The sequence below is a fragment of the Nocardia goodfellowii genome (genome assembly GCF_017875645.1).
GTDB classification, from domain to species: domain Bacteria; phylum Actinomycetota; class Actinomycetes; order Mycobacteriales; family Mycobacteriaceae; genus Nocardia; species Nocardia goodfellowii.
Genome location: NZ_JAGGMR010000001.1, coordinates 2,477,672 through 2,502,165 on the forward strand (window position 1 = coordinate 2,477,672; position 24,494 = coordinate 2,502,165).

Annotated in this window: 27 protein-coding genes and 1 pseudogene; 11 read left to right on the forward strand and 17 right to left on the reverse strand. The window is 68.2% G+C overall.

The genetic code is table 11. The annotated features are described in order from the left end of the window. Positions 1–101: 101 nt before the first annotated feature. The 6 genes from BJ987_RS11000 to sigE all read right to left on the reverse strand — a co-directional run bounded on the left by BJ987_RS11000 (position 102) and on the right by sigE (position 4,620). Positions 102–257 carry a hypothetical protein gene (locus BJ987_RS11000; protein ID WP_209887745.1) on the reverse strand — a complete coding sequence of 52 codons (156 nt, stop codon included), beginning with the start codon at positions 255–257 and terminating at the stop codon, positions 102–104. A gap of 159 nt (positions 258–416) precedes the next feature. Further along, complete coding sequence (locus tag BJ987_RS11005) at positions 417–1,277, reverse strand: hypothetical protein (RefSeq protein WP_209887748.1); 861 nt, start codon at positions 1,275–1,277, stop codon at positions 417–419. A 68-nt stretch (positions 1,278–1,345) separates the two neighbouring features. After that, positions 1,346–1,750, reverse strand: coding sequence for a Sec-independent protein translocase protein TatB (gene tatB, locus BJ987_RS11010; protein WP_209887751.1), 405 nt, complete (start codon positions 1,748–1,750; stop codon positions 1,346–1,348). 138 nt (positions 1,751–1,888) lie between these two features. Next, on the reverse strand, positions 1,889–3,460 hold the full coding sequence (locus BJ987_RS11015) for a trypsin-like peptidase domain-containing protein (RefSeq protein ID WP_209887754.1): 1,572 nt from the start codon (positions 3,458–3,460) through the stop codon (positions 1,889–1,891). A 10-nt stretch (positions 3,461–3,470) separates the two neighbouring features. Continuing rightward, the gene (locus BJ987_RS11020; protein WP_209887757.1) at positions 3,471–3,863 is read right to left on the reverse strand and encodes a zf-HC2 domain-containing protein; all 393 of its coding nucleotides are present in this window, start codon (positions 3,861–3,863) and stop codon (positions 3,471–3,473) included. Between the two features lie 85 nt (positions 3,864–3,948). After that, a complete protein-coding gene (gene sigE / locus BJ987_RS11025) occupies positions 3,949–4,620 on the reverse strand; it encodes an RNA polymerase sigma factor SigE (protein WP_209898184.1) in 672 nt (223 codons plus the stop codon). A gap of 304 nt (positions 4,621–4,924) precedes the next feature. On the opposite strand from sigE, the gene BJ987_RS11030 reads away from it, so the two are divergent. From BJ987_RS11030 to BJ987_RS11040, 3 genes are read left to right on the forward strand one after another with little or no spacing between them, the layout of a single operon-like run. Beyond that, positions 4,925–5,557 (forward strand): O-methyltransferase, encoded by a 633-nt coding sequence (locus BJ987_RS11030; RefSeq protein WP_209887759.1) that lies wholly within the window; start codon positions 4,925–4,927, stop codon positions 5,555–5,557. A gap of 58 nt (positions 5,558–5,615) precedes the next feature. After that, positions 5,616–5,867 (forward strand): hypothetical protein, encoded by a 252-nt coding sequence (locus tag BJ987_RS11035; protein WP_209887761.1) that lies wholly within the window; start codon positions 5,616–5,618, stop codon positions 5,865–5,867. A 53-nt stretch (positions 5,868–5,920) separates the two neighbouring features. Next, positions 5,921–6,196 (forward strand): hypothetical protein, encoded by a 276-nt coding sequence (locus BJ987_RS11040; protein WP_209887763.1) that lies wholly within the window; start codon positions 5,921–5,923, stop codon positions 6,194–6,196. A 24-nt stretch (positions 6,197–6,220) separates the two neighbouring features. Here BJ987_RS11040 and glgC read toward each other — a convergent pair whose 3' ends face one another. Then, positions 6,221–7,435, reverse strand: a complete 1,215-nt coding sequence (glgC, locus tag BJ987_RS11045; RefSeq protein WP_209887765.1) for a glucose-1-phosphate adenylyltransferase — start codon at positions 7,433–7,435, stop codon at positions 6,221–6,223. A gap of 171 nt (positions 7,436–7,606) precedes the next feature. On the opposite strand from glgC, the gene glgA reads away from it, so the two are divergent. Continuing rightward, entirely contained in the window at positions 7,607–8,764 is a 1,158-nt protein-coding gene (gene glgA, locus BJ987_RS11050; protein WP_245366824.1) for a glycogen synthase, read from the forward strand. Here glgA and BJ987_RS11055 read toward each other — a convergent pair. The 9 genes and pseudogenes from BJ987_RS11055 to BJ987_RS11095 all read right to left on the reverse strand — a co-directional run bounded on the left by BJ987_RS11055 (position 8,740) and on the right by BJ987_RS11095 (position 16,542). After that, positions 8,740–9,603, reverse strand: a complete 864-nt coding sequence (locus BJ987_RS11055) for a putative RNA methyltransferase (RefSeq protein ID WP_307869567.1) — start codon at positions 9,601–9,603, stop codon at positions 8,740–8,742. The two genes, glgA and BJ987_RS11055, sit on opposite strands and share 25 nt — an antisense overlap. Beyond that, a complete protein-coding gene (locus BJ987_RS11060) occupies positions 9,590–9,757 on the reverse strand; it encodes a DUF3117 domain-containing protein (RefSeq protein WP_011211259.1) in 168 nt (55 codons plus the stop codon). The genes BJ987_RS11055 and BJ987_RS11060 overlap by 14 nt, the downstream gene beginning before the upstream one ends. A gap of 103 nt (positions 9,758–9,860) precedes the next feature. Next, the gene (locus BJ987_RS11065; RefSeq protein WP_209887769.1) at positions 9,861–10,496 is read right to left on the reverse strand and encodes a DNA-3-methyladenine glycosylase I; all 636 of its coding nucleotides are present in this window, start codon (positions 10,494–10,496) and stop codon (positions 9,861–9,863) included. Between the two features lie 179 nt (positions 10,497–10,675). Further along, positions 10,676–10,948 (reverse strand): annotated as a pseudogene (locus BJ987_RS11070) (DivIVA domain-containing protein); the annotation flags it as partial. A gap of 72 nt (positions 10,949–11,020) precedes the next feature. Further along, positions 11,021–12,157 (reverse strand): Mrp/NBP35 family ATP-binding protein, encoded by a 1,137-nt coding sequence (locus BJ987_RS11075; protein ID WP_209887771.1) that lies wholly within the window; start codon positions 12,155–12,157, stop codon positions 11,021–11,023. A gap of 66 nt (positions 12,158–12,223) precedes the next feature. After that, the gene (locus BJ987_RS11080; RefSeq protein WP_209887774.1) at positions 12,224–13,069 is read right to left on the reverse strand and encodes a lytic transglycosylase domain-containing protein; all 846 of its coding nucleotides are present in this window, start codon (positions 13,067–13,069) and stop codon (positions 12,224–12,226) included. Between the two features lie 103 nt (positions 13,070–13,172). Beyond that, on the reverse strand, positions 13,173–14,525 hold the full coding sequence (locus BJ987_RS11085) for a lytic transglycosylase domain-containing protein (protein ID WP_245365902.1): 1,353 nt from the start codon (positions 14,523–14,525) through the stop codon (positions 13,173–13,175). 144 nt (positions 14,526–14,669) lie between these two features. Further along, positions 14,670–15,263 (reverse strand): DUF1003 domain-containing protein, encoded by a 594-nt coding sequence (locus BJ987_RS11090; protein WP_209887780.1) that lies wholly within the window; start codon positions 15,261–15,263, stop codon positions 14,670–14,672. Continuing rightward, positions 15,256–16,542 carry a magnesium transporter MgtE N-terminal domain-containing protein gene (locus BJ987_RS11095; protein ID WP_209887783.1) on the reverse strand — a complete coding sequence of 429 codons (1,287 nt, stop codon included), beginning with the start codon at positions 16,540–16,542 and terminating at the stop codon, positions 15,256–15,258. Before BJ987_RS11095 ends, BJ987_RS11090 begins: the two co-directional genes overlap by 8 nt. A 64-nt stretch (positions 16,543–16,606) precedes the next feature. Between BJ987_RS11095 and BJ987_RS11100 the strand changes: the two genes are divergently transcribed. From BJ987_RS11100 to BJ987_RS11110, 3 genes are read left to right on the forward strand one after another with little or no spacing between them, the layout of a single operon-like run. Next, the gene (locus tag BJ987_RS11100) at positions 16,607–17,533 is read left to right on the forward strand and encodes an HpcH/HpaI aldolase/citrate lyase family protein (RefSeq protein ID WP_209887786.1); all 927 of its coding nucleotides are present in this window, start codon (positions 16,607–16,609) and stop codon (positions 17,531–17,533) included. A gap of 12 nt (positions 17,534–17,545) precedes the next feature. Beyond that, complete coding sequence (locus BJ987_RS11105; RefSeq protein ID WP_209887789.1) at positions 17,546–18,043, forward strand: YflT domain-containing protein; 498 nt, start codon at positions 17,546–17,548, stop codon at positions 18,041–18,043. 2 nt (positions 18,044–18,045) lie between these two features. Beyond that, entirely contained in the window at positions 18,046–18,627 is a 582-nt protein-coding gene (locus BJ987_RS11110; protein ID WP_209887792.1) for a suppressor of fused domain protein, read from the forward strand. Between the two features lie 22 nt (positions 18,628–18,649). Here BJ987_RS11110 and BJ987_RS11115 read toward each other — a convergent pair whose 3' ends face one another. After that, positions 18,650–19,726, reverse strand: coding sequence for a magnesium and cobalt transport protein CorA (locus tag BJ987_RS11115; RefSeq protein WP_209887796.1), 1,077 nt, complete (start codon positions 19,724–19,726; stop codon positions 18,650–18,652). Between the two features lie 116 nt (positions 19,727–19,842). Between BJ987_RS11115 and BJ987_RS11120 the strand changes: the two genes are divergently transcribed. From BJ987_RS11120 to BJ987_RS11135, 4 genes are all read left to right on the forward strand, one after another. Then, positions 19,843–20,697, forward strand: a complete 855-nt coding sequence (locus BJ987_RS11120) for a PHP domain-containing protein (RefSeq protein WP_209887798.1) — start codon at positions 19,843–19,845, stop codon at positions 20,695–20,697. After that, the gene (locus tag BJ987_RS11125) at positions 20,694–20,960 is read left to right on the forward strand and encodes a hypothetical protein (RefSeq protein ID WP_209887801.1); all 267 of its coding nucleotides are present in this window, start codon (positions 20,694–20,696) and stop codon (positions 20,958–20,960) included. Before BJ987_RS11120 ends, BJ987_RS11125 begins: the two co-directional genes overlap by 4 nt. A 63-nt stretch (positions 20,961–21,023) precedes the next feature. Beyond that, complete coding sequence (locus BJ987_RS11130) at positions 21,024–22,685, forward strand: FAD-dependent oxidoreductase (protein WP_209887804.1); 1,662 nt, start codon at positions 21,024–21,026, stop codon at positions 22,683–22,685. Between the two features lie 591 nt (positions 22,686–23,276). After that, positions 23,277–24,482 carry an NAD(P)-dependent malic enzyme gene (locus tag BJ987_RS11135; RefSeq protein ID WP_209898188.1) on the forward strand — a complete coding sequence of 402 codons (1,206 nt, stop codon included), beginning with the start codon at positions 23,277–23,279 and terminating at the stop codon, positions 24,480–24,482. The last annotated feature ends 12 nt before the right edge of the window (positions 24,483–24,494 follow it).

The following is a 24,494-nucleotide window of genomic DNA, read 5'->3' on the forward strand; positions in this document are numbered from 1 at the left end:
GGCGGCCGGTGAACAACTCGAGGTGACCGCAGGAAGCGCAACGGTACGCCTCGATCCGCCACGGACCGTTTGGGATTACCGAGGGAGCTGCGGAATGCCGCTCAGTGGTCGGCCGGAGCTTCCGCTTCTTTCTCCAGGCGAGCTCGAATATCGGCGACGGTGAGCTGATTCTCATCGGTGCCGGGGGAGCGCAGCAGCACCGCGAGCAGTCCGACGACGATTACTACGGCTACACCGATGATCACAATGAGGTTCATTTGCCGCCCAGCACACTCGCTCGAACAATAGTTACCGGGTAGCAATCTAATCGGCAGCGGGCATTCTCTGAGAATCAATACGTGGTGAACTGCGACACATCAACTGAAATGGCAAGGTATATCGGTTAATTCGAGACTATAAGCCACTCTGGCAATTGTTCAGCGGCGTGTGCGCGGTGCCATGACGCGCGAATCGGACGGATCATGCCGATAAACCGGTGTGAGGAGATCGGCGTCCACGGGCTCCCCGGTACCGCGGTCGTAGCGCACCGCGATGAGCACCGAGAACAGATGGTTCGCGGCCCGTTCGTGCAATGTGGCCAGGCGGGTGGCGAGCAGGCGAATGGCGCCGAGGGATCCCGGCGGGTGCAGACCATCGATGATCAGGCAGGTGCCGCGGCCGTCCGGGCGGGGCAGCCGGGCGAGATAGGCGATGTCGTGCGGATCGGGGCCACCGGGCCGGTACACGCGTCGTGCGGCGCGATCCTCGATACCGCGCCGCGCGTCGCCCGCCCGCGCGACGGCGCGGCGCAGGCGCGGGTCTGCGGCTATGAGCTGGCGCAAGCTGGGGGAGAGCTCCGGACCGCCCACGATGATCAGTCCGTCGCGGTTCAGGTCGATCGGGCGGCCGGGCAGGAAATGCTCCACGGTCGCGCTGAATCCGAGCTCGTGCAGTAGCTCGGCCAGGCGCGAGGCCGCGGTGGCGTCGGGCGCGCCGAGCACGCGACCCGCCCGCACTTCGGGCGCGATCACCGTGATCGGGCCGTGCCCGAAGAACAGCCCTTCCGGTGCGGGGCCCTGGGTGCTCACCTGATGAATGCGGGCGCGGGAAAGTCCCGCGGCCGCACCGATTCTGGCGAACGTCCAGCCCTCGGCATGAAGTTCCCTGATCACAGCTCTGCGGATGCGGGTCAGTTCGTTGATGGTCTGCTGGGCCGCCGCCACCCCGTCGGTTGCCGCTTTGAGCCGCTCGACCTTGTCTTCGATAGCGAAGACCCGTGCCACGTCATCGGCCGACATGTGCGAAGTCTAGACAGCTGGACACTGTCAGGTGTCTAGTTCGCTTGACGCGGGTGACCTTGTTCGGCCTAGGTGGCGTCGTTGTCGATCGGCGGAGTCTCGTTGCGCTCCAGCGGTTTCTGCAGCTTGGGCATCGAGTAGTCGGGCATCTTGGTGCTGTCCCGGAGATCCCCGACGGCACCGTCGATGTCCTTGAACACCGAATCGTCGCCGCCCAGCAAATGTTTGGTGACCACCGCGCGCGGCGTCATCCCGCGCAACTCGTTCAAGTCGGCCAGCGGCTTACGCAGGTCGTCGAACTCCGGCCCCAGCTCCTGTTTCAGCTGCGACGTCGCTCCGCTGGCGTAATCACGCACCTGACGCAGGCTGCGCGTGGTCCAGCGAACCGCGCCGGGCAGACGCTCCGGGCCGAGGATCACAAGGGCGGCGACGAGCAAGATGACCATCTCACTCCAGCCGATATTGCTGAACACGCCAACAGGCTACCCGGACCGGACCGAACTCTGCCTTGTCGGCTCCCGCGTGGTGCGGACGGAAAGAACGCCGTGCGGGTAGACCCGCACGGCGTTCGTCGAGAGTCGGCAGGCGTTACCCGAAAAGTGGCGGCCGCTCTAGTCGGACTCGAGGGTGACGGGCACGTCTACCTGCCTGCCGTCGCGGATGAGGACGACAGTGACGGTTTCGCCGATTCGGTGGGATTGCACCGCGACGATGAGCTCCTCCGGCCCGGTGACCTCGCGGTTACCGACCTTCACGATGACATCGCCCTCGACGATTCCGGCCTTGGCCGCTGGGCTGCCCTCGGCGACGTCGGCGACGGCGGCTCCGCTCATCTGCTCGTTCGCGACCTGCTTGGTCCGCGGGCTGATGCCGAGCTTCGGATGGTGCATCTGCCCGTCGCGGATCAGGGTCTGCGCGACCGTGGTCACCACGTCGGCGGGGATGGCGAAGCCGAGACCGACCGAACCGCCGGACTCACTGCGGATCGCGGTGTTGATGCCGATGAGCCGGCCCTGCATGTCGACCAGCGCGCCACCGGAGTTACCCGGGTTGATGGCCGCGTCGGTCTGCACCGCGTCGATGACGGCGTTGGTGTCGCTGCCCTCGCCGGCCAGCTTCACCGGCCGGTGCAGCGCGCTGACGATGCCGGAGGTGACGGTCTTGCTCAGTCCGAGCGGTGAACCGACGGCCAGCACGTCGTCACCCACCTGCACGTCGGCGGACTTGCCGATCTCGGCCACGGTGAGGTTCTTCACGTCGACCTTCAGCACCGCCAGGTCGGTCTTCTGATCGCGGCCGACGAGTTGCGCGGGGACCCGGGTGCCGTCGGAGAAGGTGACCTGGATGACGGCGCGGTTGCTCTTGTCCTGCGCGGCCATCGAGATCACGTGGTTGTTGGTGACGACGTAGCCGCCGCCGTCGATCACCACGCCGGATCCGGTGGCGCCATTGTCGCCGACCGTGACGCGGATCGAAACCACCGACGGCAGCACGGCATTGGCCACCTTGGAGATCTGGCCGTGCGGTTGCTCCTGCGAGTCGCCCTGCTCCAGCGTCACTTTGCGGGAGGTGAGGGTCTGGCCGGTCTCGGCTGTCATCCGGCCCACCAGGCCACCGATCAGGCCGATTAGCAGCGCGACCGCGGCGAGCACCGCGAGGGCTTTCGGCGCGACGCGGGAACCGAAGAGAACTTCGCGCGCGCTGAGTTTGCGGGACTCCGGCAGCTCCTGCGGCTGCGGGGTCTCGATCGCGGGCGCGCCGAGGCGGGCCGGCGCGTTCGGATCACGCCACGGATCCACCGGACCGGCGACCGCGGTGTCCGGATCGGCGGCGTCGGGATCACGCTGCAGGATTTCGGTGGAACCCGCCGGACGGCCGAAAGCTTCGGCGAGCACCGAATCCGGCGGCCGATTTTGCAATTCCGGGCCGGGCTGCGGCGCGGAATTCCCGGCGCCGCTCGCGGAATACGCGGCGAAGGAACCGACCTGCCCGGCGGGCCGTCGGAAAGCCGACGCGGTATGCGTATCGACATGCGGCCGATAAACCGGTCTGGGGCCCAATACGGGCGCATCCGACGGCCGCAAGGAGCCGGCAGCCGACGAAGTGGGTGAGTCGAGCTGCCCCCGGCCGGCCGCCGAATCGTTGGTTTCGGCCGATCCGGAGTTCTGCGATTCGGTGGTCACGCGTGAAACTCTACTTGCGCCACCACTGTGCCCACCGGGTCGCGGTGAACGAATCCGGCAGAAAACCGAAAACCGCCTCGGTACGGGAGTTTCCCGCGGCGGGATGCGCCGCGCGTTCCGCGCCCGTGCCGGGCGTCGCTCCGGCGCCGGGCAATTCGCCGAGCGGGATCCGGCTCAGGCTGTCGTGCAGGCGATGCGGAATGCGGATCGGACCGGATTGCCGCAGCGCGACCCGCGCCTGCTGCTGAGCGTCCACCTCGGCCGCGCATTCGGAGCACTGCGCCAAATGCTGGGCGGCCCGCAGATAGGCGTTCATCCGCAGCTCGCCATCCACGTAGGCGGCGATCGCCTCGCTCGCCAGATGCTCGGTGGGACGGAAACGCGGCTTAGCTTCGCCACTCATTCGGTGCTCACCCTTCCGACCGACAACGTCCATGTGCTGGCGGTGCTGCCGGCCTCCGAAGCCGACTGTCGGTTCGGTGCCCGGCTCACCCAAGGCTCGTGGCGGCGGTGACCCGCTGCCCAGCTCCATTATGCGCAAGGTGGTCGCGCAGTGCCTGACGGCCGCGATGGATTCGGCTGCGCACGGTGCCCAGCTTCACCCCCAGGGTCGCGCCGATCTCCTCGTAGGACAGGCCTTCGATGTCACAGAGAACGACCGCGGCGCGGAACTCCGGAGCCAGCGCGTCGAGCGCCGATTGCAGTTCGGGATCCAGTCGGGCGTCGTGGTAGGCATCCTCGGGGGTGGGGCCCTCGGCGGGCACCCGGTCGTAGTCCTCGGGCAGCGCCTCCATGCGGATGCGGTTGCGCCGGCGGACCATGTCCAGGAACAGGTTGGTGGTGATGCGGTGCAGCCAGCCCTCGAAGGTGCCCGGCTGGTAGTTCGACAGGGAGCGGAAGACCCGGATGAACGTCTCCTGGGTGAGATCCTCGGCGTCCTGGGCGTCGCCGGACAGGCGGTAGGCCAGGCGGTAGACGCGATCGGCGTGCTCGCGGACCAGCTCGTCCCAGGACGGCATGACCGAGCGATCACCGGTGGCGTCGAAGGCGGCGGTGCCGCTCAGCTCCTCTTCGGAGATCTCCGCCACTTCGGATTCAGTGGAAAATACCTGCTCAGGAAGGGTCGCCTGTTCGGGAACGTTGGTGGAGTGCCCCGACAGCGCCGCAAACGAACCTTTGACCATGTGGATGGGGCTACCTCCTACTCAGGACCGTAAACACTCGGGACGGTCACGCCGGTTTCGATATCTCGAACCCGTACGTACGGAGTACAACCGACAAGCTGTCTGTCGTTGTTCCCGCATCCCGCGTCGCGCGGTCGGCTGGTCTTGCGTTGCCCCTACTCTTTACTGCCCTTGTATGCCGCGCGTATGGAGATCCTGAGGGTCAGCTGAGAAACTCGGCCGGGTCAAAACCGTGTTGTCACAGAGCCGATAACACGCAGTCCGCACTAGCCTCTTAGAGGTGGCATCGAATCTGGAGCAAAATCTCGCCTACGTGGAGGAATCCGTGGTGGAGGACGAGGTACTCGTCAGCGCACGGGAACGGGCCACCGAGCTGGGCGCGGCGCCGGTGCCGCCGTCGGTCGGAGCTTTGCTGAGTATGTATTCCCAGCTGCTCGGGGCGCGCGCGGTGGTCGAGGTGGGAACCGGGGCGGGAATCAGCGGCCTGTGGCTGCTCGACGGCATGCGCGAAGACGGCACGCTCACCACGATCGATTCCGAACCGGAGCATCAGCGCGCCGCCAAGGAGGCTTTCCGCACCGCGGATATCCCGCCCGCGCGCACCAGGTTGATCAACGGTCGTGCGCTGGACGTGCTGCCGCGCCTCGCGGACGGGGCCTACGATCTCGTCTTCATCGACGCCGCGCCGCTGGAGCATCCGCAGTACGTCGAGCAGGCGGTGCGCCTGCTGCGCCAGGGCGGTGCGATCATCTTGCACAATGCGCTGCTCGGTGGCCGGGTTCCCGATGCGGCACAACGGGATCCGGCCACACAGGCGGTGCGCGCGGCGACGCGTGCGATCGCCGAGGACCCGGAATTGACCAGCGTGCTCATCCCGGTCGGCGACGGTTTGCTCTGCGCTTCCCGCGGCTGATTCCTTTGCCCCACACGGGGTAACCGGCAACCACATCGAGGGTTGCAGAGGTTTCAGCATGACGTGGCAGCGCGGGTCCGAATTCGTCGAAGGTGTGCACGTAGGGCATATCGCCACCGACAAAACGATTCCCTATTGGGTGATGATGCTTTTGGCTGTGGTCGGTTTCATCGTCGCGGGAGCGGTGATTGTGCTTGTGTTGGTCAGCAACGCCGATTTCGACACCGGACCGACGAAAGCGCCACCGCCGCCGGGAAACTGCGCACCGTTCTGCACCGGCCCCGCCGAACCTCCGCCGCCACCCGGATGACGCGCCTGCACTGAGCGCTGCCGTCGCCGGTCACAGGGGAAGGGCTCCAGGACATGTGGGAGGGCTGGGAAGAAGAGCAACGGGCGCGCCGCCGCCGGTGGCTCGAGCAGGACACCGAGTACTACGAGCCGCCCTATGAGCCCGGACACCAAGACGACCGCGACCCCCGCCAGACCGACTGGGCAGGCGCAACGATCGTTTTCGTCCTCTTGCTGGTGGCCGCGATCGTGCTACTGGTACTGGTCGTCACCGCCGATTTCGGCGAGCGCTCCGAGACCACCGTGCCGCGCACACCCGGACCCTGTGCGCCGTTCTGCACAGGCGGGTAGCCCGCGCCGCGGACCCAGGCGGCCCTAGACCCAGACGCCCTTGCCGACGGTGACCACACCGCCGTTGCTGATCGCGAACCGGTCCCGGTCGCGGTCCAGATCGACGCCGATGATCTCGCCCTCCCCGACCACTACGTTCTTGTCCAGGATCGCCCGGCGCACCACGGCGCCGCGTCCGATCCGCACGCCCGGCATCAGCACGCTGCCTTCGACGGTCGCGCCGTCGTCGATCATGACGTTGGAGCTGAGCACCGAATTGCGCACGGTGGCCGCGGACAGAATGCTGCCCGCCCCGACGATGGACTCCTGGGCCAGCCCGCCCTGCGCGAACTTCGCGGGCGGCAGGTTCTCGGCGGCGCCGCGGATCGGCCAGTGCCGGTTGTAGAGGTTGAACACCGGATGCACCGACACGAGATCCATGTGCGCCTCGTAGAAGGCGTCGATGGTGCCGACATCGCGCCAGTAGCCGCGGTCCCGGTCGGTGGCTCCCGGTACCTCGTTGTCGGCGAAGTCGTAGACGGCGGCCTCACCCGCGGCGACCAGCGCCGGGATGATGTCACCGCCCATATCGTGGTCGGAATCGTTGTCTTCGGCATCGGCGCGGATGGTGTCCACCAGGACCTTGGTGGTGAAGACGTAGTTGCCCATCGAGGCGAAGGTGACGTTCGGATCGTCGGGGGTCCCGGGCGGATGCGCGGGTTTCTCCAGGAACTGGGTGATCCGGCCGGTCTCGTCGGAGTCGATGCAGCCGAACGCGCCGGCCTCGCTGCGCGGCACCCGGATACCGGCGACGGTCACGCCCGCGCCGGATTCGATGTGGTGCGAGACCATCTGCTCCGGATCCATCCGGTAGACGTGATCGGCGCCGAACACCACGATGTAGTCCGGGTCCTCGTCGTGGATCAGATTCAGCGACTGCATGATCGCGTCCGCGCTGCCGGTGTACCAGCGCGGGCCCAGCCGCTGCTGGGCCGGGACCGGGGTGATGTATTCACCGCCGAAACCGGACAGCCGCCAGGTCTGGGAGATGTGCCGGTCCAAAGAATGCGATTTGTACTGGGTGAGCACGCACAGCCGCAGATAGCCGGCGTTGACCAGATTGCTGAGCACGAAGTCGATCAGACGATAGGCGCCCCCGAACGGGACGGCCGGCTTGGCGCGGTCCGCGGTGAGGGGGAACAGTCGCTTACCCTCGCCACCGGCGAGCACGATCCCGAGTACGTGCGGCTGGCTCCTCACAATTGCCAAACTACCGTGAAGTACCGGGGGACGGTGGGTCGGCGAAGCCGATCGGGCGGGCAAATGCCGTGTGAGTGGCTCGAGATGGACCGAGCGTCTAGTTTGAAGTGGGTGAGTTTCGGCAGCGATGGGGGAGATTCCGCGGCGAGCCCGGAGGGGCTCCGGGTCGCGATGCTGACTCGCGAGTACCCGCCGGAAATCTACGGGGGGGCCGGAGTGCATGTCACCGAACTGACCGCGCGACTACGCGCGCTCTGCGATGTCACCGTGCATTGCATGGGTGTGTCGCGCACGGATGCCGTTGTGCATCAACCCGATCCGCTGCTCCAGGCAGCCAATCCGGCGTTGCGGATGATGTCCGCGCAGCTGCGCATGGCCGAAGCCGCCGGGCACGTGGACGTCGTCCACTCGCACACCTGGTACACCGGCCTGGCCGGGCACCTCGCCGCCACGCTCTACGGCATTCCGCACGTACTGACCGCCCACTCCCTGGAACCGCGCCGACCGTGGAAAGCCGAACAGCTGGGCGGCGGCTACCGGCTCTCCTCCTGGTCCGAGCGCAATGCCGTGGAGCATGCCGACGCCATCATCGCGGTGAGCGACGGTATGCGCCGCGACGTCCTGGACGCCTATCCGGCGGTCGACCCCGACCGCGTGCACGTCGTCCGCAACGGCATCGACGCCACCCTGTGGCATCCCGGACCCGTCGCAAGCGGCGCCCGCCCGATCCTGGACGAACTGGGGGTGCGTACCGACCGCCCGATCGTGGCCTTCGTCGGACGCATCACCCGGCAGAAGGGCGTCGGCCACCTACTCGCCGCCGCCCGTGCTTTCGATCCGGATATCCAACTCGTGCTGTGCGCGGGCGCGCCCGACACCCGGGAGCTCGAGGTGGAAACCGCCGCCGCGGTGGATGAATTGCAGCGGGTCCGCGGCAATGTGTTCTGGGTGCGGGAGATGTTGCCCACCGAGCAGATCCGGCAGATTCTCTCGGCGGCGGCCGTTTTCGTGTGCCCGTCGGTCTACGAACCGCTGGGCATCGTCAATCTCGAGGCGATGGCCTGCGCGACCGCCGTCGTCGCCTCCGATGTCGGCGGGATTCCGGAGGTCGTCGCGGACGGCGAGACCGGCCGCCTGGTGCGTTACGAGGCGCAAGAGCCCGAAGCCTACGAGCAGGGGCTGGCCGCCGCGGTCAACGAAGTCGCGGGCGATCCGGCCGCGGCCGCCCGCTTCGGGGCGGCGGGACGGGCGCGCGCCATCGCCGAATTCGACTGGGCCCGCATCGCGGAGCACACCGTCGCGGTCTATGAGCTGGCGCGCAAGCGCTGAGCGGGCCGGTAGGTCGAGACGCTCACCGAGGCCGTCACTTCGAGCGACTCCGGCAGCGCCGTGAGATCGCGGCTGTCGTCGTGGAATGCGGAGGGGCCCATTCCGACGACATGCGCGACATCGGCGCGATCGAGTTTCATCGGGTAATCGACGACGACGCGCTCCAGGAGTTCGAAATGCCCGGCCATCGATTCGCCGAGCCTGCGGTCCTTGTCCGGGTCCACCGTCACCATGCCCAGCGGGCCCACCAGTTCACCCAGATGCCGGGCGGTGGGGGTGGCCACGACGAAACGGCCATCGGCGCGCAGAACTCGCGCGACCTCGGCGGGGTTGCGCGGGGCGAACACCGACACGACCCGGTGCGTCGTATCGTCGCGCAGCGGTAGCCCGCGCCAGGCGTCGGCGAGGATCGCCGCGGCACGGGGATGAGCGCGCGCGGAACGCCGGGCAGCGGCCTTGGCCACATCCAGCGCGATGCCACGAGCCGCGGGGGCGGCGTCGAGTGCGCGGGCCAGGTAGTAACCGGTGCCCGCGCCGATTTCCAGGACGACGGCCGCCGGTTCGGCGGCCGGTGCGAGAGCGGCGGCCACCGCGTCGGCGATGGGCGCGAAGTGTCCGCCGCCCTGGAAGGCGGCGCGGGCGTCCAGCATCGCTGGGGTGTCGCCGGTCATCTTGGTCGAAGCGCCGGTCAGCAGGCTGACATAGCCCTGCTTGGCGAGGTCGAAGCTATGGCCCTGCCCACAGCGCAGCGACCGGTCCTGCGGCGTCAAGGCGAGGCCGCATTCCGGGCAGGCCAGTAGGCCGGCCAGCTCAGCGAGTACGCGCCTAGCTGGTGACACTCTTCAGTTCGTCACCGAGCGCCGCCGCCTCATCCGGCGTGAGTTCGACGACCAGACGCCCGCCACCCTCGAGTGGAACCCGCATCACGATTCCACGCCCTTCTTTGGTTGCCTCGAGGGGACCGTCCCCGGTGCGGGGCTTCATGGCCGCCATCCTCTGCTCCCTCCAGATCTGCGCGGTATTCCTGCGCACTTTCTTGGAACTCCAGTTGTCACCAACTAGCGAGCCCGCCGGCATTTGGCGAGCTACACCGCACCTATTCTTCCCTATCGCCGTTGTGCACGGATACCTGAGTTCGAAATGTGACCACGGGGCCACTGTCGGGCACGTCACGTTTCACCCAGCAATCGGCCAGATGATCGTCCACCATTCCGGTCGCCTGCATCAGCGCGTAGGCCGTGGTGGGTCCGACGAAACGGAATCCGCGGCGCTTCAATTCTTTTGCCAGAGCGACGGATTCGGCTGTGATGGCGGGCACGTCGGCGACGCTTCGCGGACGCGGGCGCGGGGCCGGTGCGAAGGACCAGAGCAGCTCGTCCAGACCGATATCGAGATCGCCGGCAACCCGGGCGTTCGCGATCACCGCGTCGATCTTGAGACGGTTCCGGACGATGCCTTCGTCGGCCATCAGCCGGGCGATGTCCGCGTCGCCGAATCGGGCCACCCGCGCGATCTCGAAACCGGCGAAGGCCGCGCGGAAAGCGGGCCGTTTCCGCAGAATCGTGATCCACGACAGACCCGACTGAAATGCCTCCAGGCTCAGCCGCTCGAACAGCGCGTCGTCGCCGCGCACCGGCTTACCCCACTCGTGATCGTGGTATTCGCGGTAGAGCGTGGAGCCTTCGGCCCAGGGGCAACGGAAACGCCCGTCGGGGGCGAGTTCGACGCTCACTGCTTGTCGAGCGGCGGCTGGTCTTCCGAGCCGCGCGGCTCGGGCATGGGTACCGACATCGGCCGCGGCGGCCCCACCGCCGCCGGTGCGGCGGTGTCCTGCCTGAGCAACGGTTGCGGATCGGGCTGCACCGGGTGGTTGTTATGGGTGGTTTGCCGCGGCGGGGCGTACCCCCGGGCGCGCGCCAGCTCCACCTGTAACTCATCGATCCGCGCGGCGAGGCGGGCCAGCGCCCAGTCCACCTCACCGGCTTTGTAACCGCGCAGCACCTGCTGGAAGCGCAACGCGCGCACGTCCGCCCCGCTGATGCCCTCGGCGGGCAGCACCGTAGCGGTGGTGCCCTCGGGCAGCGGGCCTAGTTCCTCGCCGCGGCCGAACACCGCGCTCGCCAGGAGGAACAGCACGGCGGCCACGAGGCCGACGATCAGCACGTACAGAAGCAGCGTGAGCATGTGTCGAGCTTATTGGGCGGGGATGACAAACGGGTATGTGCTACCCGGCGGAAATCGGTCCTCGCGTTCGGCTTACAGGTGGCGGGTGGTGTCGATACCGAGCGACATGCCCGCCAAGCCACGGCGGCGGACGGCGAGCTTGTCCGCGACTTCGAGCAGCGCCTTGGCCGCGGGACTTTCCGGGTTGCGCAGGACGATGGGGGTGCCTTCGTCGCCCGCTTCGCGCAACTCCTGCTCGATCGGGATCTGGCCGAGCAGCGGCACCGACGCGCCGACCGCGCGGGTGAGGTTGTCGGCGACGATCTGGCCGCCGCCGGACCCGTAGAGATCCATGCGCGAACCGTCGGGCAGGTCCATCCAGGACATGTTCTCCACGACACCCGCGATCCGCTGCCGGGTTTGCAGCGCGATCGAGCCCGCGCGCTCGGCGACCTCGGCGGCCGCGGGCTGCGGGGTGGTGACGACCAGGATTTCCGCGTTCGGGATGAGCTGGGCGATGGAGATGGCGACATCGCCGGTGCCCGGCGGCAGGTCGAGCAGCAGGATGTCCAGGTCGCCCCAGAAGACATCGGCGAGGAACTGCTGCAGAGCGCGGTGCAACATCGGGCCGCGCCACACCACGGGCGTATTGCCCTGGGTGAACATGGCGATCGAGATGACCTTCACGTCATGCGCGACCGGCGGCATGATCATGCGTTCGACCTGGGTGGGCCGGGCGTCGGTGCCGAGCATGCGGGGCACCGAGTGGCCGTAGATGTCGGCGTCGAGCACGCCGACGGACAAGCCGCGCGCGGCCATGGCGGCCGCGAGATTGACCGTGACGCTGGATTTTCCGACGCCGCCCTTACCGGAGGCGACCGCGTACACGCGGGTCAGCGAACCGGGCTGGGCGAACGGGATGACCGGATCGGCGGAATCGCCGCGCAGCTGTTTGCGCAGGTTGGTGCGCTGCTCGTCGTCCATCACGTCGAGTTCGACGGTGACCGCGCCGACGCCGGGCACGTCGGCCACCGCCTTGCTGACCCGCTGGGTGATCTCGGTCCGCAGCGGGCAGCCCGCCGTGGTCAAGTAGACCTCGACATGGACATTGCTGTCGGCATCGATCGCAACGCTTTTCACCATGCCCAGTTCGGTGATCGGCTTGCGGATCTCCGGGTCGTCGACCTTTGCGAGGGCGCCCCGCACGTCCGCTTCCGTAAACACTGGCATAACCGTGAATTCTAGGCGGCGCGAGCTCGGTGCCCGGAGGAGGTAGCGTGATCCGAGCGGGCCGGCTCAGATTTTCGGCAGCTCCGCGGGCCGCGGCGCGACGCCGGTGTTGTAGGAATTGGCCCACGCCATGACGTTGGCCACATACGCCATGGAGTTGTTGTAGCGCAGAATGGCGCGCGTCTGCTGGCCCAGATCGCGCATGTTCAGGCCACCCGAGCAGAGGTACTTGCCGGCGGTCAGCGCCGCGTCGAAGAGGTTCTGCGGGTCGGCGATGCCGTCGTTGTTGCCGTCGGCGGCGTAGCGCTTCCAGGTCTCGGGCAGGAACTGCATCGGGCCGATGGCGCGGTCGTAGCCGCCGAGCCCGTCGAGTTCGCCGCCGTCGCTGTCGTGGATGACGTTGTTGCCGTACAGGCTGCCGTCGAGCACCGGGCCGTAGACGGGGCTGAGCGGATTGCCCGCGTTGTCGGCCTTGCCGCCGAAGGCGTGCGTGGATTCGACGCGGCCGATGCCGGCCAGCATGGTCCAGGACATATCGCAGGTCGGATTCTCCGCGTGCAGGATCTGCTCCGCGTTCTGATAGGCCGCGACGGCGACACCGGGGATACCGGACTGCGGCGGCAGCGTGGCCTTTTCCCGATCAGCCGGCAGGGCAAGGGTTTTGACGACCGGCGGCGTGCGGTGCCCCTGCTTGGCCACCGCGTGCGTCTGCTCGGCCGGATCCGGCTCCGCGGGTTTGGCGGCCAGCGGGTCCAGCTCGCCCTCGGAGAACTGCTGGATGGATGCGATTTCGCCGGTGTCCAGTTCGGAGGTCGCCCCGACGGCCATGAGGCCGGCGGGAACCAAGCCGGTCAGTGCGAGAACGGAGCTGCGCCTGACGGTCGCAGGCGATTGCTTACGGTGACGCCCCACTTGCGGTGATCCTCCTGCAGCGACGAGCTGTTGTGGACCTCAGAAGGTTACCGCATTCGAGACCTTTTTGTTACCCCTTCGTGACCTGTGTTTATGTTTGAAATCAGGCCGGAGGCAATGGGATAACAATGTTGAACGGAAGCGTGATCGCGGGCGGCGGGACCGGCGCGGGCTCGGCGGGAGCCTCGGCCGGCGGGGGTAGCTCGGGTTCCGGCGTCTTCGCCACCTCGGGTGGCCGCGGTGCGGCAGGGGCGGCGGGTGCGGCCTGCTCGGCGGGCTGCGGGAGCGTGCACACCGGCTGCTTCGGTTCGGTGTCGCCCGGTTCGATGGTCCCCGGTTCGGCCGCGCCGTAGGTCTGCGGCGCGTTGGGGTTGACCGCCGCGTCGAGCGGGCGGGCCATCGGAGCCGGAACCGCCTGCACGGCGCACGGATCGGCCGGCGGCGGGACCGGAGGCGGGCAGAAGATGCCGCACGGGATCGGCGGCAGGCCCGGGATGGTGATCATCACTTCGGTCGGCGTCGGCGCGGCGGGAACTGCGCGGTTTTCCGTCGGCCGCTGCTGCTCGGGGGTGGCCGGCGGTTTGGTGTTGGCCGCCACCATGTCCGGGCCCGCCTGGATCGGCGCGGTGCCGGGTGCGATCAACTCGGGGGAGATGGCGACCTGGGCCGGGGTGCCGCCGGTGCGGTAGGCCGAGGACCAGCTCAGCACATTGGCCGCGTAGGACATCGAGTTGTTGTAGCGCAGCACCGCACGTAGTTCCTGTTGCGGGTCACGCAGATTCATATTGCCCGAGCACAGGTACTTGCCCGCCGCCAGCGCGGCGTCGAAGACATTGTGCGGATCGGACACGCCGTCGCCGTTGCCGTCGGCGGCGTACTGGCTCCAGGTTCCGGGCAGGAACTGCATCGGTCCGAGCGCACGCACGTAGCCGCCGTCGGCGGCCTTGATGATCTCGTTGCCGGGCAGTGTCCCGTCCAGGGCGGGACCGAAGATCGGCGTGACCGTGGTCCCGGCGGCGTCGGTGCGGCCGCTGCTGGCGTGGCCGGATTCGATGCGGCCGATACCGGCCAGCAGGTTCCAGGACACACCGCAGCCAGGCGCCGAGGATTCCAGTGCCAGTTCGGCATTGCGGTAGGCCGCGAGCACGATTTCCGGAATGCCCAGTGCCCCACCGGTGGCGGGCAGGGCGATGTCGCGCAGCGGGACCAGGCCGGCGAACGGCGCCGCGCCGTCGGTCGGCGGGGTCATTGCTGTCAGTTTGCGGGGAGTTTCCGGGGCGACCGGGAGCAGGCCAACCGTCCGGGACAGTTGCGCCTCGTCCGTCATGGCTGCGGTGTTGCCGGTGCCCTTGGACGCGGCCAGCAATGCCTCCGGCGCCGTGGCCGGCGCGGTATCGGTGCTGGAATGAGTTGTTGATCCGGTGGCGACGAGACCCGCGACGACCAGGGCCGACATGGTTATTGGGGCAGATATTCGCATTCGGCCACACCAATCCTCTACGTCGGTGGGAGCGAGGCCGGCCATCCCCTGCCCGCTCGCCCCTCAGGACAACGCTGTCCAGGTTACCCATGGGTCAGGTGATTCAGTGCACATTTCCGGTCAATCGTCAGCAACTGAAGGCGAAATCGGTCCCTGTGCCTGCTTCCGCCCGGATGTTTTCTTGCGGCGTGTCTTCGGGTCGTCGCCGCCCGTGCCGACGGCGGCCGCCTCGATCCGATCCAGCACCGCACGCATCTCCTCGAGTTCGCGGCGCAGATAGTCGCGGGTGGCGACATCGCCGACCGCGATCCGCAGCGACGCGAGCTCGCGGGCCAGGAATTCGGTGTCGGCTTTGGTCTGTGCCGCGCGAGTCCGGTCCTCCTCCAAGGAGACTCGGTCGCGGTTGTCCTGGCGGTTCTGGGCCAGCAGGATCAGCGGCGCGGCGTAGGCGGCCTGGGTGGAGAACGCCAGGTTCAGCAGGATGAACGGGTACGGATCCCAACGCAGGGACACCGCGAAGACATTGAGCAGGATCCAGACGATGACCAGTATCGTCTGGATCGCCAGGTACCTTCCGGTGCCCAGGAATCGGGCCACCCGCTCGCTGCTGCGCGCCAAAGCCTCGGCGTCCCAATCGAATCGGAAACGCGACTCCATGGGCGTTTCCAGACGCTGTCTCGCGGAGGTCTTCTCGCTCACCCGCTTCTCACTCATGGACGCGCACCTCCCCGATCGCCTGTTCCTGTTCGCGCCAGTCCTCGGGCAGCAGGTGGTCGAGCACGTCGTCGACGCTGACCGCGCCGAGCAGATGGTTCTCCGCGTCCACCACCGGACCGCAGACCAGGTTGTAGGTGGCGAAGTAGCGGGTCACCGCGGCCAGCGGTACCTCGGGACGCAGCGGCGTCAGATCGGAGTCGAGTATCCCGCCGACCAGATGCGCTGGAGGTTCGCGCAGCAGCTGCTGGATGTGTACACACCCCAGATAGCGGCCGGTCGGCGTGGCGGTGGGCGGGCGGACCACGAACACCATGGACGCCAGCGCGGGCGTCAGATCCGGGTTGCGCACGCGGGCAAGAGCTTCGGCGACGGTGGTCGCCGGGGTCAGGATGATCGGCTTCGGGGTCATCAGACCACCGGCGGTATCGGGGGAGTGCTCGAGCAGCCGGCGGACCGGTTCGGATTCCTCCGGATCCATCAGCGCGAGCAGCGATTCGCGTTCGCCGGTGGACAGTTCGCCCAGCAGGTCGGCGGCGTCGTCGGGGTCCATCGCCTCGAGCACGTCGGCGGCGCGGCCCGCTTCGAGGTGGCCGAGCAGGTCGATCTGGTCGTCGTCGGGAAGTTCCTGCACCACATCGGCGAGTCGTTCGTCGTCGAGGGCCTCGGCGACTTCGATGCGGCGCTTCTCGGGTAGCTCGCGCAGCAGATGCGCGACATCGGGGGCGCGCATGCCGTCGAACTGAGCGAGCAACTGGGTGACATCCTGACCGGGCCGGCCGACTTCGTACGGGGTGAGTCCGCTCACGCGCGACCAGTCGACCACGTGCACGGTGCGCCGGCGGCCGATACGCCGATGCCCGCGGACCGCCACCCGCGCCACCAGCCAGTCCCTGGTCCGGGACTGTTCGATGGCGAGATCCACGACGAACACGTCGACTCCGGCGAGGTCCGGCAGGTCGGGGTCGTCCACGCGGACCGCCGAATCCACGATCTGCGCGAGAGCGAGGAGTTCCCCGGCGCGCTGAGCGAATCGCCGCAGGCTGACCGTGCCGGTATTGAGTGTCACCGCACCGGGTTCGATGCCGGTGACGCGCAGCATCGGCACGAAAATCCTGCGGCGGGTGGGCAATTCGACGACCAGGCCGTGCACCCTGGGCTGTTGCCGGTCGTATCGGATGGCGACGACGACGTCCCGGATGCGGCCGATAGACTCGCCGTCCGGTCCCAGCACCACCAAGCCGGCCAGCCTCGCGACGTACACCCTGGTTGCTGCCATGCTAGCCAGGCTAAGGGTTCGTGGGCGTGTCTCGTACCACGCCACGATTCCCGGAAGGAGATCTATGCAGCCGCGCCGTTCCGTCCTCGCCGTTCCGGGCAGCAACCCGAAGATGATCGAGAAAGCCAAAGGGCTGCCGGTCGACGAGGTGTTTCTCGACTTGGAGGACGCGGTCGCCCCCGTCGCCAAGGCGCAGGCCCGCGCCAATATCGTGGCCGCGCTCAATGATTCGGGCTGGGGTTCGCAACTGAAGGTGGTCCGGGTCAACGACTGGACCACGCAGTGGACCTACGCGGATGTGATCACCGTCATCGAAGGCGCGGGCGCGGAGATCGACGCGATCCTGCTGCCGAAGGTCACCGACGCGGGTCAGGTCCGCGCGCTGGACCTGCTGCTGACCCAGCTGGAGCTGGCCCAGGAGCTCGAGGTGGGCCGGATCGGCATCGAGCCGCAGCTGGAGAACGCCATGGGGTTGCGCAATATCGATGCGATCGCCACTGCCAGCCCGCGGGTGCGGGCGCTGGTCTTCGGTCCGGCGGATTTCATGGCCAGTATCAATATGCGCACCCTGGTCGTCGGCGAACAGCCCGAGGGTTACGACACCGGCGATGCCTACCATCACATCCTGATGACGATCTTGCTGGCCGCCCGCGCACACGGCTTGCAGGCCATCGACGGGCCGTATTTGCAGATCCGTGATATCGAGGGCTTCAAGCGGGCCGCGGCACGCACCGCCGCGCTGGGCTTCGACGGCAAGTGGGTGCTGCATCCCGGTCAGATCGACGCCTGCAACGAGATCTTCAGCCCCCGCCAGGCCGACTACGACCGGGCCGAGGAAATCCTGGACGCCTACGCCTTCCACACCTCGGCAGAGGGCGGCGCCCGCGGCGCGGTCATGCTCGGCGACGAAATGATCGATGAGGCCAGTGCGAAGATGGCACAGGTGATCGCCGAGAAGGGCCGCGCAGCTGGTATGACGCGTTCCACGTGAGAAAATAGCGATATGACGAATCCCTTGGGGAACGCGAACCGCCGTGGTCAAGGCTTGCCGACGCCGCCGTCGGGCTGGCCGGTCGGCTCCTATCCGACCTATGCCGAGGCGCAGAAGGCGGTGGACTATCTCGCCGACAACAATTTCTCGGTGCAGGACGTGACCATCGTCGGTGTCGACCTGATGCAGGTGGAGCGGGTGCTGTACCGGTTGACCTGGGGCAAGGTGATCGGTGGCGGTATCGCCTCGGGCGCCTGGCTGGGTCTGTTCATCGGCCTGCTGCTGAGCCTGTTCACGCCCGACGACAAGAGTTCGCTGGCACCGCTGGCGGTCGGCCTGATCGGCGGCATCATCTTCGGCCTGATCACCACGGCGATTCCGTACGCCGCGACCAAGGGCCAGCGCGATTTCGCCTCCACCATGCAACTGGTGGCGGGCCGCTACGACGTGCTGTGCGACCCGAAGTCGGCCGAGCAGGCCCGCGACATGCTGGCGCGACTGGCCATTTGAGCATGGACGTGGTGCAGAAGGTCCGCACCGGGGTGCTCGAACACTTCGGGGTGGCCGCGAGCGGAGTGGACTCGGCCTCGGTGACGTTCCTGGGCCTGGAGCCGATCGAGATCCTGCGGATCGTGGACGGCGACCAGGTTCATTACGCGACGCTGGGTGGATCTCGTACGCCGATGGGCGACCCGGGCGATGTGCTGGCCGATCCGGTGCGCGGCCCGCGCGCCGAACTGGTGCTGACTCTGCGCTCGGGCACCGGCGCGGCGTCCGGCCTGGCCCGATCCCTCGGTGTGCTGGCCGCCACGCCCGCGGTGGAAGGCGTTGTGCTGCAACCGGACGCGCTGCTCGATCTGGGTGAGCCGCTGTGGGTGAACGCCCCGTTCACCGCGGTGTTACTGGGCGACAGCGAGATTCCCGAGGTGGTGCTGCCCGACCCGGCCGAACCCGTGCGCTATCTGACGGTCACTCCGGTCACCGCGACCGAAGCCGCCTGGGTGCGGGTGCGCGGGGCGCAAGCTCTGCGTGACGCGTGGACCGAGGCCGGGATCGATGTGCGTGATCCCGCGAGAGGCGCTGCGTCGCTCTAGGTTTCACAGGTCGCCATAGCTTTCACAGCCAGTTGCGGCGGCGGAAGTTGACGTAGAGCACGAGGCAACCGCCGACGATGACGCTCCAGACCACCGGATAGCCCCACGGCTGATGCAGTTCCGGCATGAAGTCGAAGTTCATGCCGTAGATGCCCGCGACCATGGTGGGCCACGCCGCCATCGCCACCCACGCGGAGATCTTGCGCATATCGGTGTTCTGCTGCACGCCGATCTTGGCCAAGGCGGCGGAGACGAGTTCGCTCAGCGACTCGTCGTAGTCGGCGATGCGATCGTTGACGGCGGTGTGGTGGTCGGCCACGTCGCGCATGTAGCGGCGAATCTCCTTGGGCAACGGCGTATCCGGGCTCTGGCTGAGCACATGCAGCGGAATCTGCAAGGGCGCGACCGCGCGCCGCAGCTCCACCACCTCGCGCTTGAGCTGGTAGATCGCCTCGATGGTGACGAGATTGTTCGGGGTGAAGACTTGCTCCTCCATCTCGTCGATATCGTTCTCGACGGCCTCGGACACGTCGATATAGGAATCGACGATGTGGTCGGCCACGGCGTGCAGCACCGAACCCGGGCCGAGGGCGAGCAGTTCCGGTTGGGCCTCCAACGCGCTACGCACGCCGGTCAATTCGCCGTGGTCACCGTGGCGCACAGTGACCACGAAATCCGCACCGGTGAACACCATGATCTCGCCGGTTTCCACGATCTCGCTGACCGAGTTCATCTCGTGCGGTACGTAGAGCACGGTGCGCATCACCAGGAACAAGGTGTCGTCGTAGCGCTCGAGCTTGGGCCGCTGTCGGGCGTGCACCGCGTCCTCGACGGCCAGCGGATGCAGATCGAAAGTGGCCGCGATATCGGCCATTTGGGCCGCGTCGGGCTTGTGCAGGCCGATCCAGACGAAACCGGTGCCCCGGGAGCGCACCTCGGCGATGGCCTGCTTGTGGCCGTAGTGGCCGGGTAGCCGTTTACCGTCGACGTAGACCCCGCAGTCGACCACGGCGCGCGCGGTGGGCACCGGGATATACGGCAGCGGCGCACTCGCGCGCGAGGGAGTCCGGAACGACGGTAGCGGGGGAATCGACGGCACGATTCCGATGCTACGTCGGCGCTAGCCGCAGACCGATGAGCACCGAACCCCGCCGCGCACGAGCCCAGCGGTCGCCACCCGCCGAATCACCGCGAGATGCTGTAACTATTGATGACGTGCGCATAGATCTCCACACCCATTCGAACGCCTCCGACGGCACCGACACCCCCGCCGAACTAGTGCGCAATGCCGCGGCGGCGGGCCTCGACGTCGTGGCGATCACCGATCACGACACCACCTCCGGGTGGGCCGAGGCGGTCGATGCGCTCCCGGCGGGCCTGACGCTGGTGCGCGGGATGGAGATGTCGTGCGTGGGCCTCGGCGAGGACGGCTGGCCGGTCCCGGTGCACCTCCTGGCCTATCTGTTCGACCCGGCCGACAGCAGTTTCGCAGAGGAACGCGAACGGTTGCGCGCCGAACGCGTAGACCGGTTGCGCGCCATGGCCGAGCGAATGGCCGCCGACGGGCTGCCCGTCGATCCGGACGCGGTGCTGGCCTCGGCCGGTCCGTCGGCCGGGCGTCCGCACCTGGCGCGGGCGCTCGTCGCCGCCGGTGTGGTGCCGACAGTGGACGCCGCGTTCGTCGACCTGCTCGCCCCGCACGGCCGCTACTACGCCGAGAAGGCCGATACCCCGCTGCGACGTGCGGTGGAGATGATCGCCGCGGCAGGCGGGGTGAGCGTGCTGGCGCACGCGCGGGCCCGCAAGCGCGGCCGCATGCTGGCCCTCGACGATATCCGTGACCTGTCCACTCGCGGCCTGGGCGGACTGGAGATCGATCATCCCGATCACAGCGCCGCGGACCGGCGGATCCTGAGCGAGCTGGCCACGGAATTGGGTTTGCTCACGACCGGCTCGTCGGACTACCACGGCGCCAACAAGACCATCCGCCTCGGCGAGTTCACCACCGACCCGGCGCAATTCGAGGTTCTCGTCGGGAAGGCAAGCGGGGTGCCGGTGATAGCTCGATGAAGGTGTTGCGCGGGTTCAGCGGGCTGGTCGCCGCGGGCACCTTCGTGCTGGCGCTGGTAGTGGTCGCCGCCGCGTTCATGGGTGCCCGGCGCGGATTTCCCGGTCCGGGTGGGGAATCCGTCGCCTGGCATGTGGCAACTTCGATCCTCGCCATTTCCGCACAAATTTTCGCGGACCGGCGGCGGGGTTTTGCCGCGTTTTCCGGATCGATGGTTGTTTTCGTGGCCTCCGGATTATTGCTGTGGACGCAGTGGTGGAGCTGATAAAAGCGCAATAGTTATCAGCTCCGGTTGCGGCTCGATGAATTGTGGCCGAATATTCCTTCTGTGAGTTCGATCGAGACGGACGTACTGGTTCTCGGCGGTGGCCCCGCCGGAGCCTGGGCCGCCGTCTCGGCCGCCACGGCCGGAGCCCGCGTCGTGCTGGTCGACAAGGGGCGCTGCGCGACCGGCGGTCCGGCTGTTCCGGGTGGGGAGACGCTGTGGCACGTTCCGCCCGGTCCCGCGCGGGACGAGGCGGTCCGGCACGCCTATCGGCAGGGCGGCGGCCTGGGCGATCCGGACTTGATGCACCGCGTACTGGACGAGACGCACCGCCAGGTCGGTCAACTGCGGCGCCGCGGACGATTCCCCGGCGAACTCGGCGGCGTGCGGGTCGTCCTGGACGAGCCGGGCTACCTGCGCAGACTGCGCCGGCGGCTCTGGGAAGCCGGAGTGCGGGTCCTGGACCATCATCCGGCCGTGCAGTTGCTCGTCGATCGGGACGGTGTGGTCGGCGGCGCCACCGGGCTGCGGCGCGGCCATCGGTATCAGAGTTGGACCGTGCGTGCCGGAGCCGTGGTGGTGGCGACCGGGGGCTGCGCGTTCCTGTCCGGCGCGGGCGCCGAAGCCGGCACCGGTGACGGACTGCTGCTGGCCGCCGAAGCGGGCGCGCACTTGTCCGGCATGGAGTTCTCCGGCGGCTACGGATTGGCACCGGCCATGGGCTCGCCCGCCGGTGCACTGCGTTTCGAAAAGCTCTACGACGACACCGGCTCGGTACTCAGCGACTGTTCGGCGGCCTGCACCGAGATCGGGCAGGGCCGTCGCGTCTACGCCGCGCTCGACGATCTGCCCATGACCACCCGCGACTGGTTGTCGCAGCGCGGCGCCGTGGCGTCCGGAGGACGAGTGCCGCTGCGTCCGGTGCCGGAGGGCACCGTCGGCGGCACCGGCGGTCTGCTGCTGGCCACGCCGGATTGCGCCACCACCGTCGCCGGGCTCTATGCCGCGGGCGACGTCACCACCCGGGAACCGATCATCGGTGCGGCCGGTGATTTCGGTGGACAGGGCGGGGCCTGGGCCATCGCCTCCGGCGTGTGGGCGGGCGCGGGCGCGGCCCGATTCGCCCTGCGCCGAGGCGAACTCGCGCCGGTTCGGCCGGTGCCGGGCGCGGGGTTGAACCCTCGGGCGCGCATCGATCCCCGCGCCGTCGTCGGGCTGGTCCAGGAGCACACAGTGCCGCTGCGCCGCAGCTACTGGCGTTGTGCGGGCAGTCTGCGCGACAGCATCGCCGAACTCGACGCGATGTGGCCGGGTGCGGAATTCGATCTAGGCGGGCACGGCGCCGATCGGTTACGGGCCCGGCAGGCCGCGGCGTTGCTGGCGGTCGCCCGATGGACGAAATACAGCGCGCTGGCGCGTACGGAAAGCCGCGGCGTGCACCGGCGCACCGATCATCCGGAGGCGGCGGAGGATTGGCGCGTGCGGTTGACCTCGGGCGGGCTCGATCGGGTCTGGGTGCGCGCCGGAGCACGGCGTCCGGTCGTGCCGGTGGCAGCCGTGCGGTTTGCCGCGCTGCCGGTGCCGCTGAGCCGCAGGCCGGACGCGGTTTTCGGATCGGCGGGCGAGGTGGGCCCCGAGCTCTCTCCGGCGGTCCGCCGTTCCTCGGGTCAGGAGTCGGTGCTCGCGGTCGCACGGGTGGCTTCCGCGGCGGCGGTGGCCGGCTGAGGGTCCGTCCGCACAGACCGGGCCGGTCCGTCCGTCGGGTCTCTCACATCGGCACCGTGACGGACTGCGAGTTTCCGCTTACCCAGAGGTAATTCCCGCGCCTTACCCTCGGATGATGGCGCGGTACCGGGGTCGACACGACACGACATCGGGTAGCGATTCGGCGCGGCGGCGGTGCGCGGGGCCGGTTTGGCATGTCATCGGACCGGCTGGCAGAATGTTGCGGATTCCCCGCTCCGCCACCGCCGGGTTCGGGAATAACGGTGATCTCCGCCGAGCGACGCACCGTCGCACCCCGAGAGTCACCGGAGCATGTTTCGTCCGGACCACCCTCCGGCTCCCGCTCGACGGGAGCGATGCGCTTGGAGGCGGCCGCCTGCGTAACCACGCAAGCAGCCGCGGACACCGCCGAGAGCCAGCAGCGCCACAACACATTTCGGTACCCCCGGGTAATAAGCAAGAATACCGGTTGAATCGAAACGTAACGGTGCGCGCACTCGATGAGCGGTATGCAGCACCTAATACCAATTACCCGGCGGTAACCGTCCCCCCGGATTGCCCGACCCGAGCAGGAGTGAAATCGTGTCACCTGTGACTGACGCACCGAATGCCACTGCGGCCCTTGCGGGAAATGCAGACCTGACTGCCATCACCCAGGAAGAGATTTTCGCAGGCCATCTCGGCGGCAAACTCTCGGTGGAACTCGCGGCGCCGCTGGAAACCCAGCGCGACCTTTCCATCGCTTACACCCCCGGCGTCGCCCAGGTGAGCCGCGCCATCGCGCAGGACGCGGCGATGGCCAAGCAGTACACCTGGACCGACCGCCTGGTGGTCGTGGTCAGCGACGGCACCGCGGTGCTCGGTCTCGGCGATATCGGGCCGCGCGCCTCGCTGCCCGTGATGGAGGGTAAGGCGGCGCTGTTCAAGAAGTTCGCCGACCTGAACTCGATTCCGATCGTGCTCGACACCAAGGATGTCGACGAGATCGTGGAGACCATCATCCGGCTGCGGCCGAGCTTCGGCGCGGTCAACCTGGAAGACATCTCCGCGCCGCGCTGCTTCGAGGTCGAGCAGCGCCTCATCGAGGCCTTGGACTGCCCGGTCATGCACGACGATCAGCACGGCACCGCGATCGTGGTGCTGGCCGCGCTGAACGGTGCCGCCAAGGTGCAGGGCCGCGCCATCGACGGCCTCAAGGTCGTGGTGTCCGGCGCCGGCGCCGCCGGCGTGGCGTGCACCAACATCCTGCTGGCCGCGGGCGTCCGCGATGTCACCGTGCTCGACTCCAAGGGCATCGTCACCAAGGAGCGCTCCGACCTCAACGGCGTGAAAGCCGAACTGGCGCAGCGCACCAACCCGCGCGGCCTGAGCGGTGGCGCGGCCGAGGCGCTGGCCGGCGCCGACGTGTTCCTGGGCCTGTCGGCCGGTCTGATCGCCGAGGAGCTCATCGCCTCGATGGCGCCGGAGTCGATCGTGTTCGCCATGTCCAACCCGGATCCGGAGATCCACCCCGAGGTCGCCCGCAAGTACGCCGCGATCGTGGCCACCGGCCGCAGCGATTTCCCGAACCAGATCAACAACGTGCTCGCCTTCCCGGGCGTCTTCAAGGGCGCGCTGGACGCCGGCGCCCGCCGGATCACCGAGGGCATGAAAATCGCCGCGGCCGACGCGATCCTCAGCGTCGTCGCCGATGAGCTGGGTCCGGAGAAGATCGTCCCGAGCCCGCTGGATCCGCGGGTGGCCCCCGCGGTCGCCGAGGCCGTCGCCGCCGCCGCACGCGCCGAGGGTGTCGCGTAGCAGTCGCCGGTA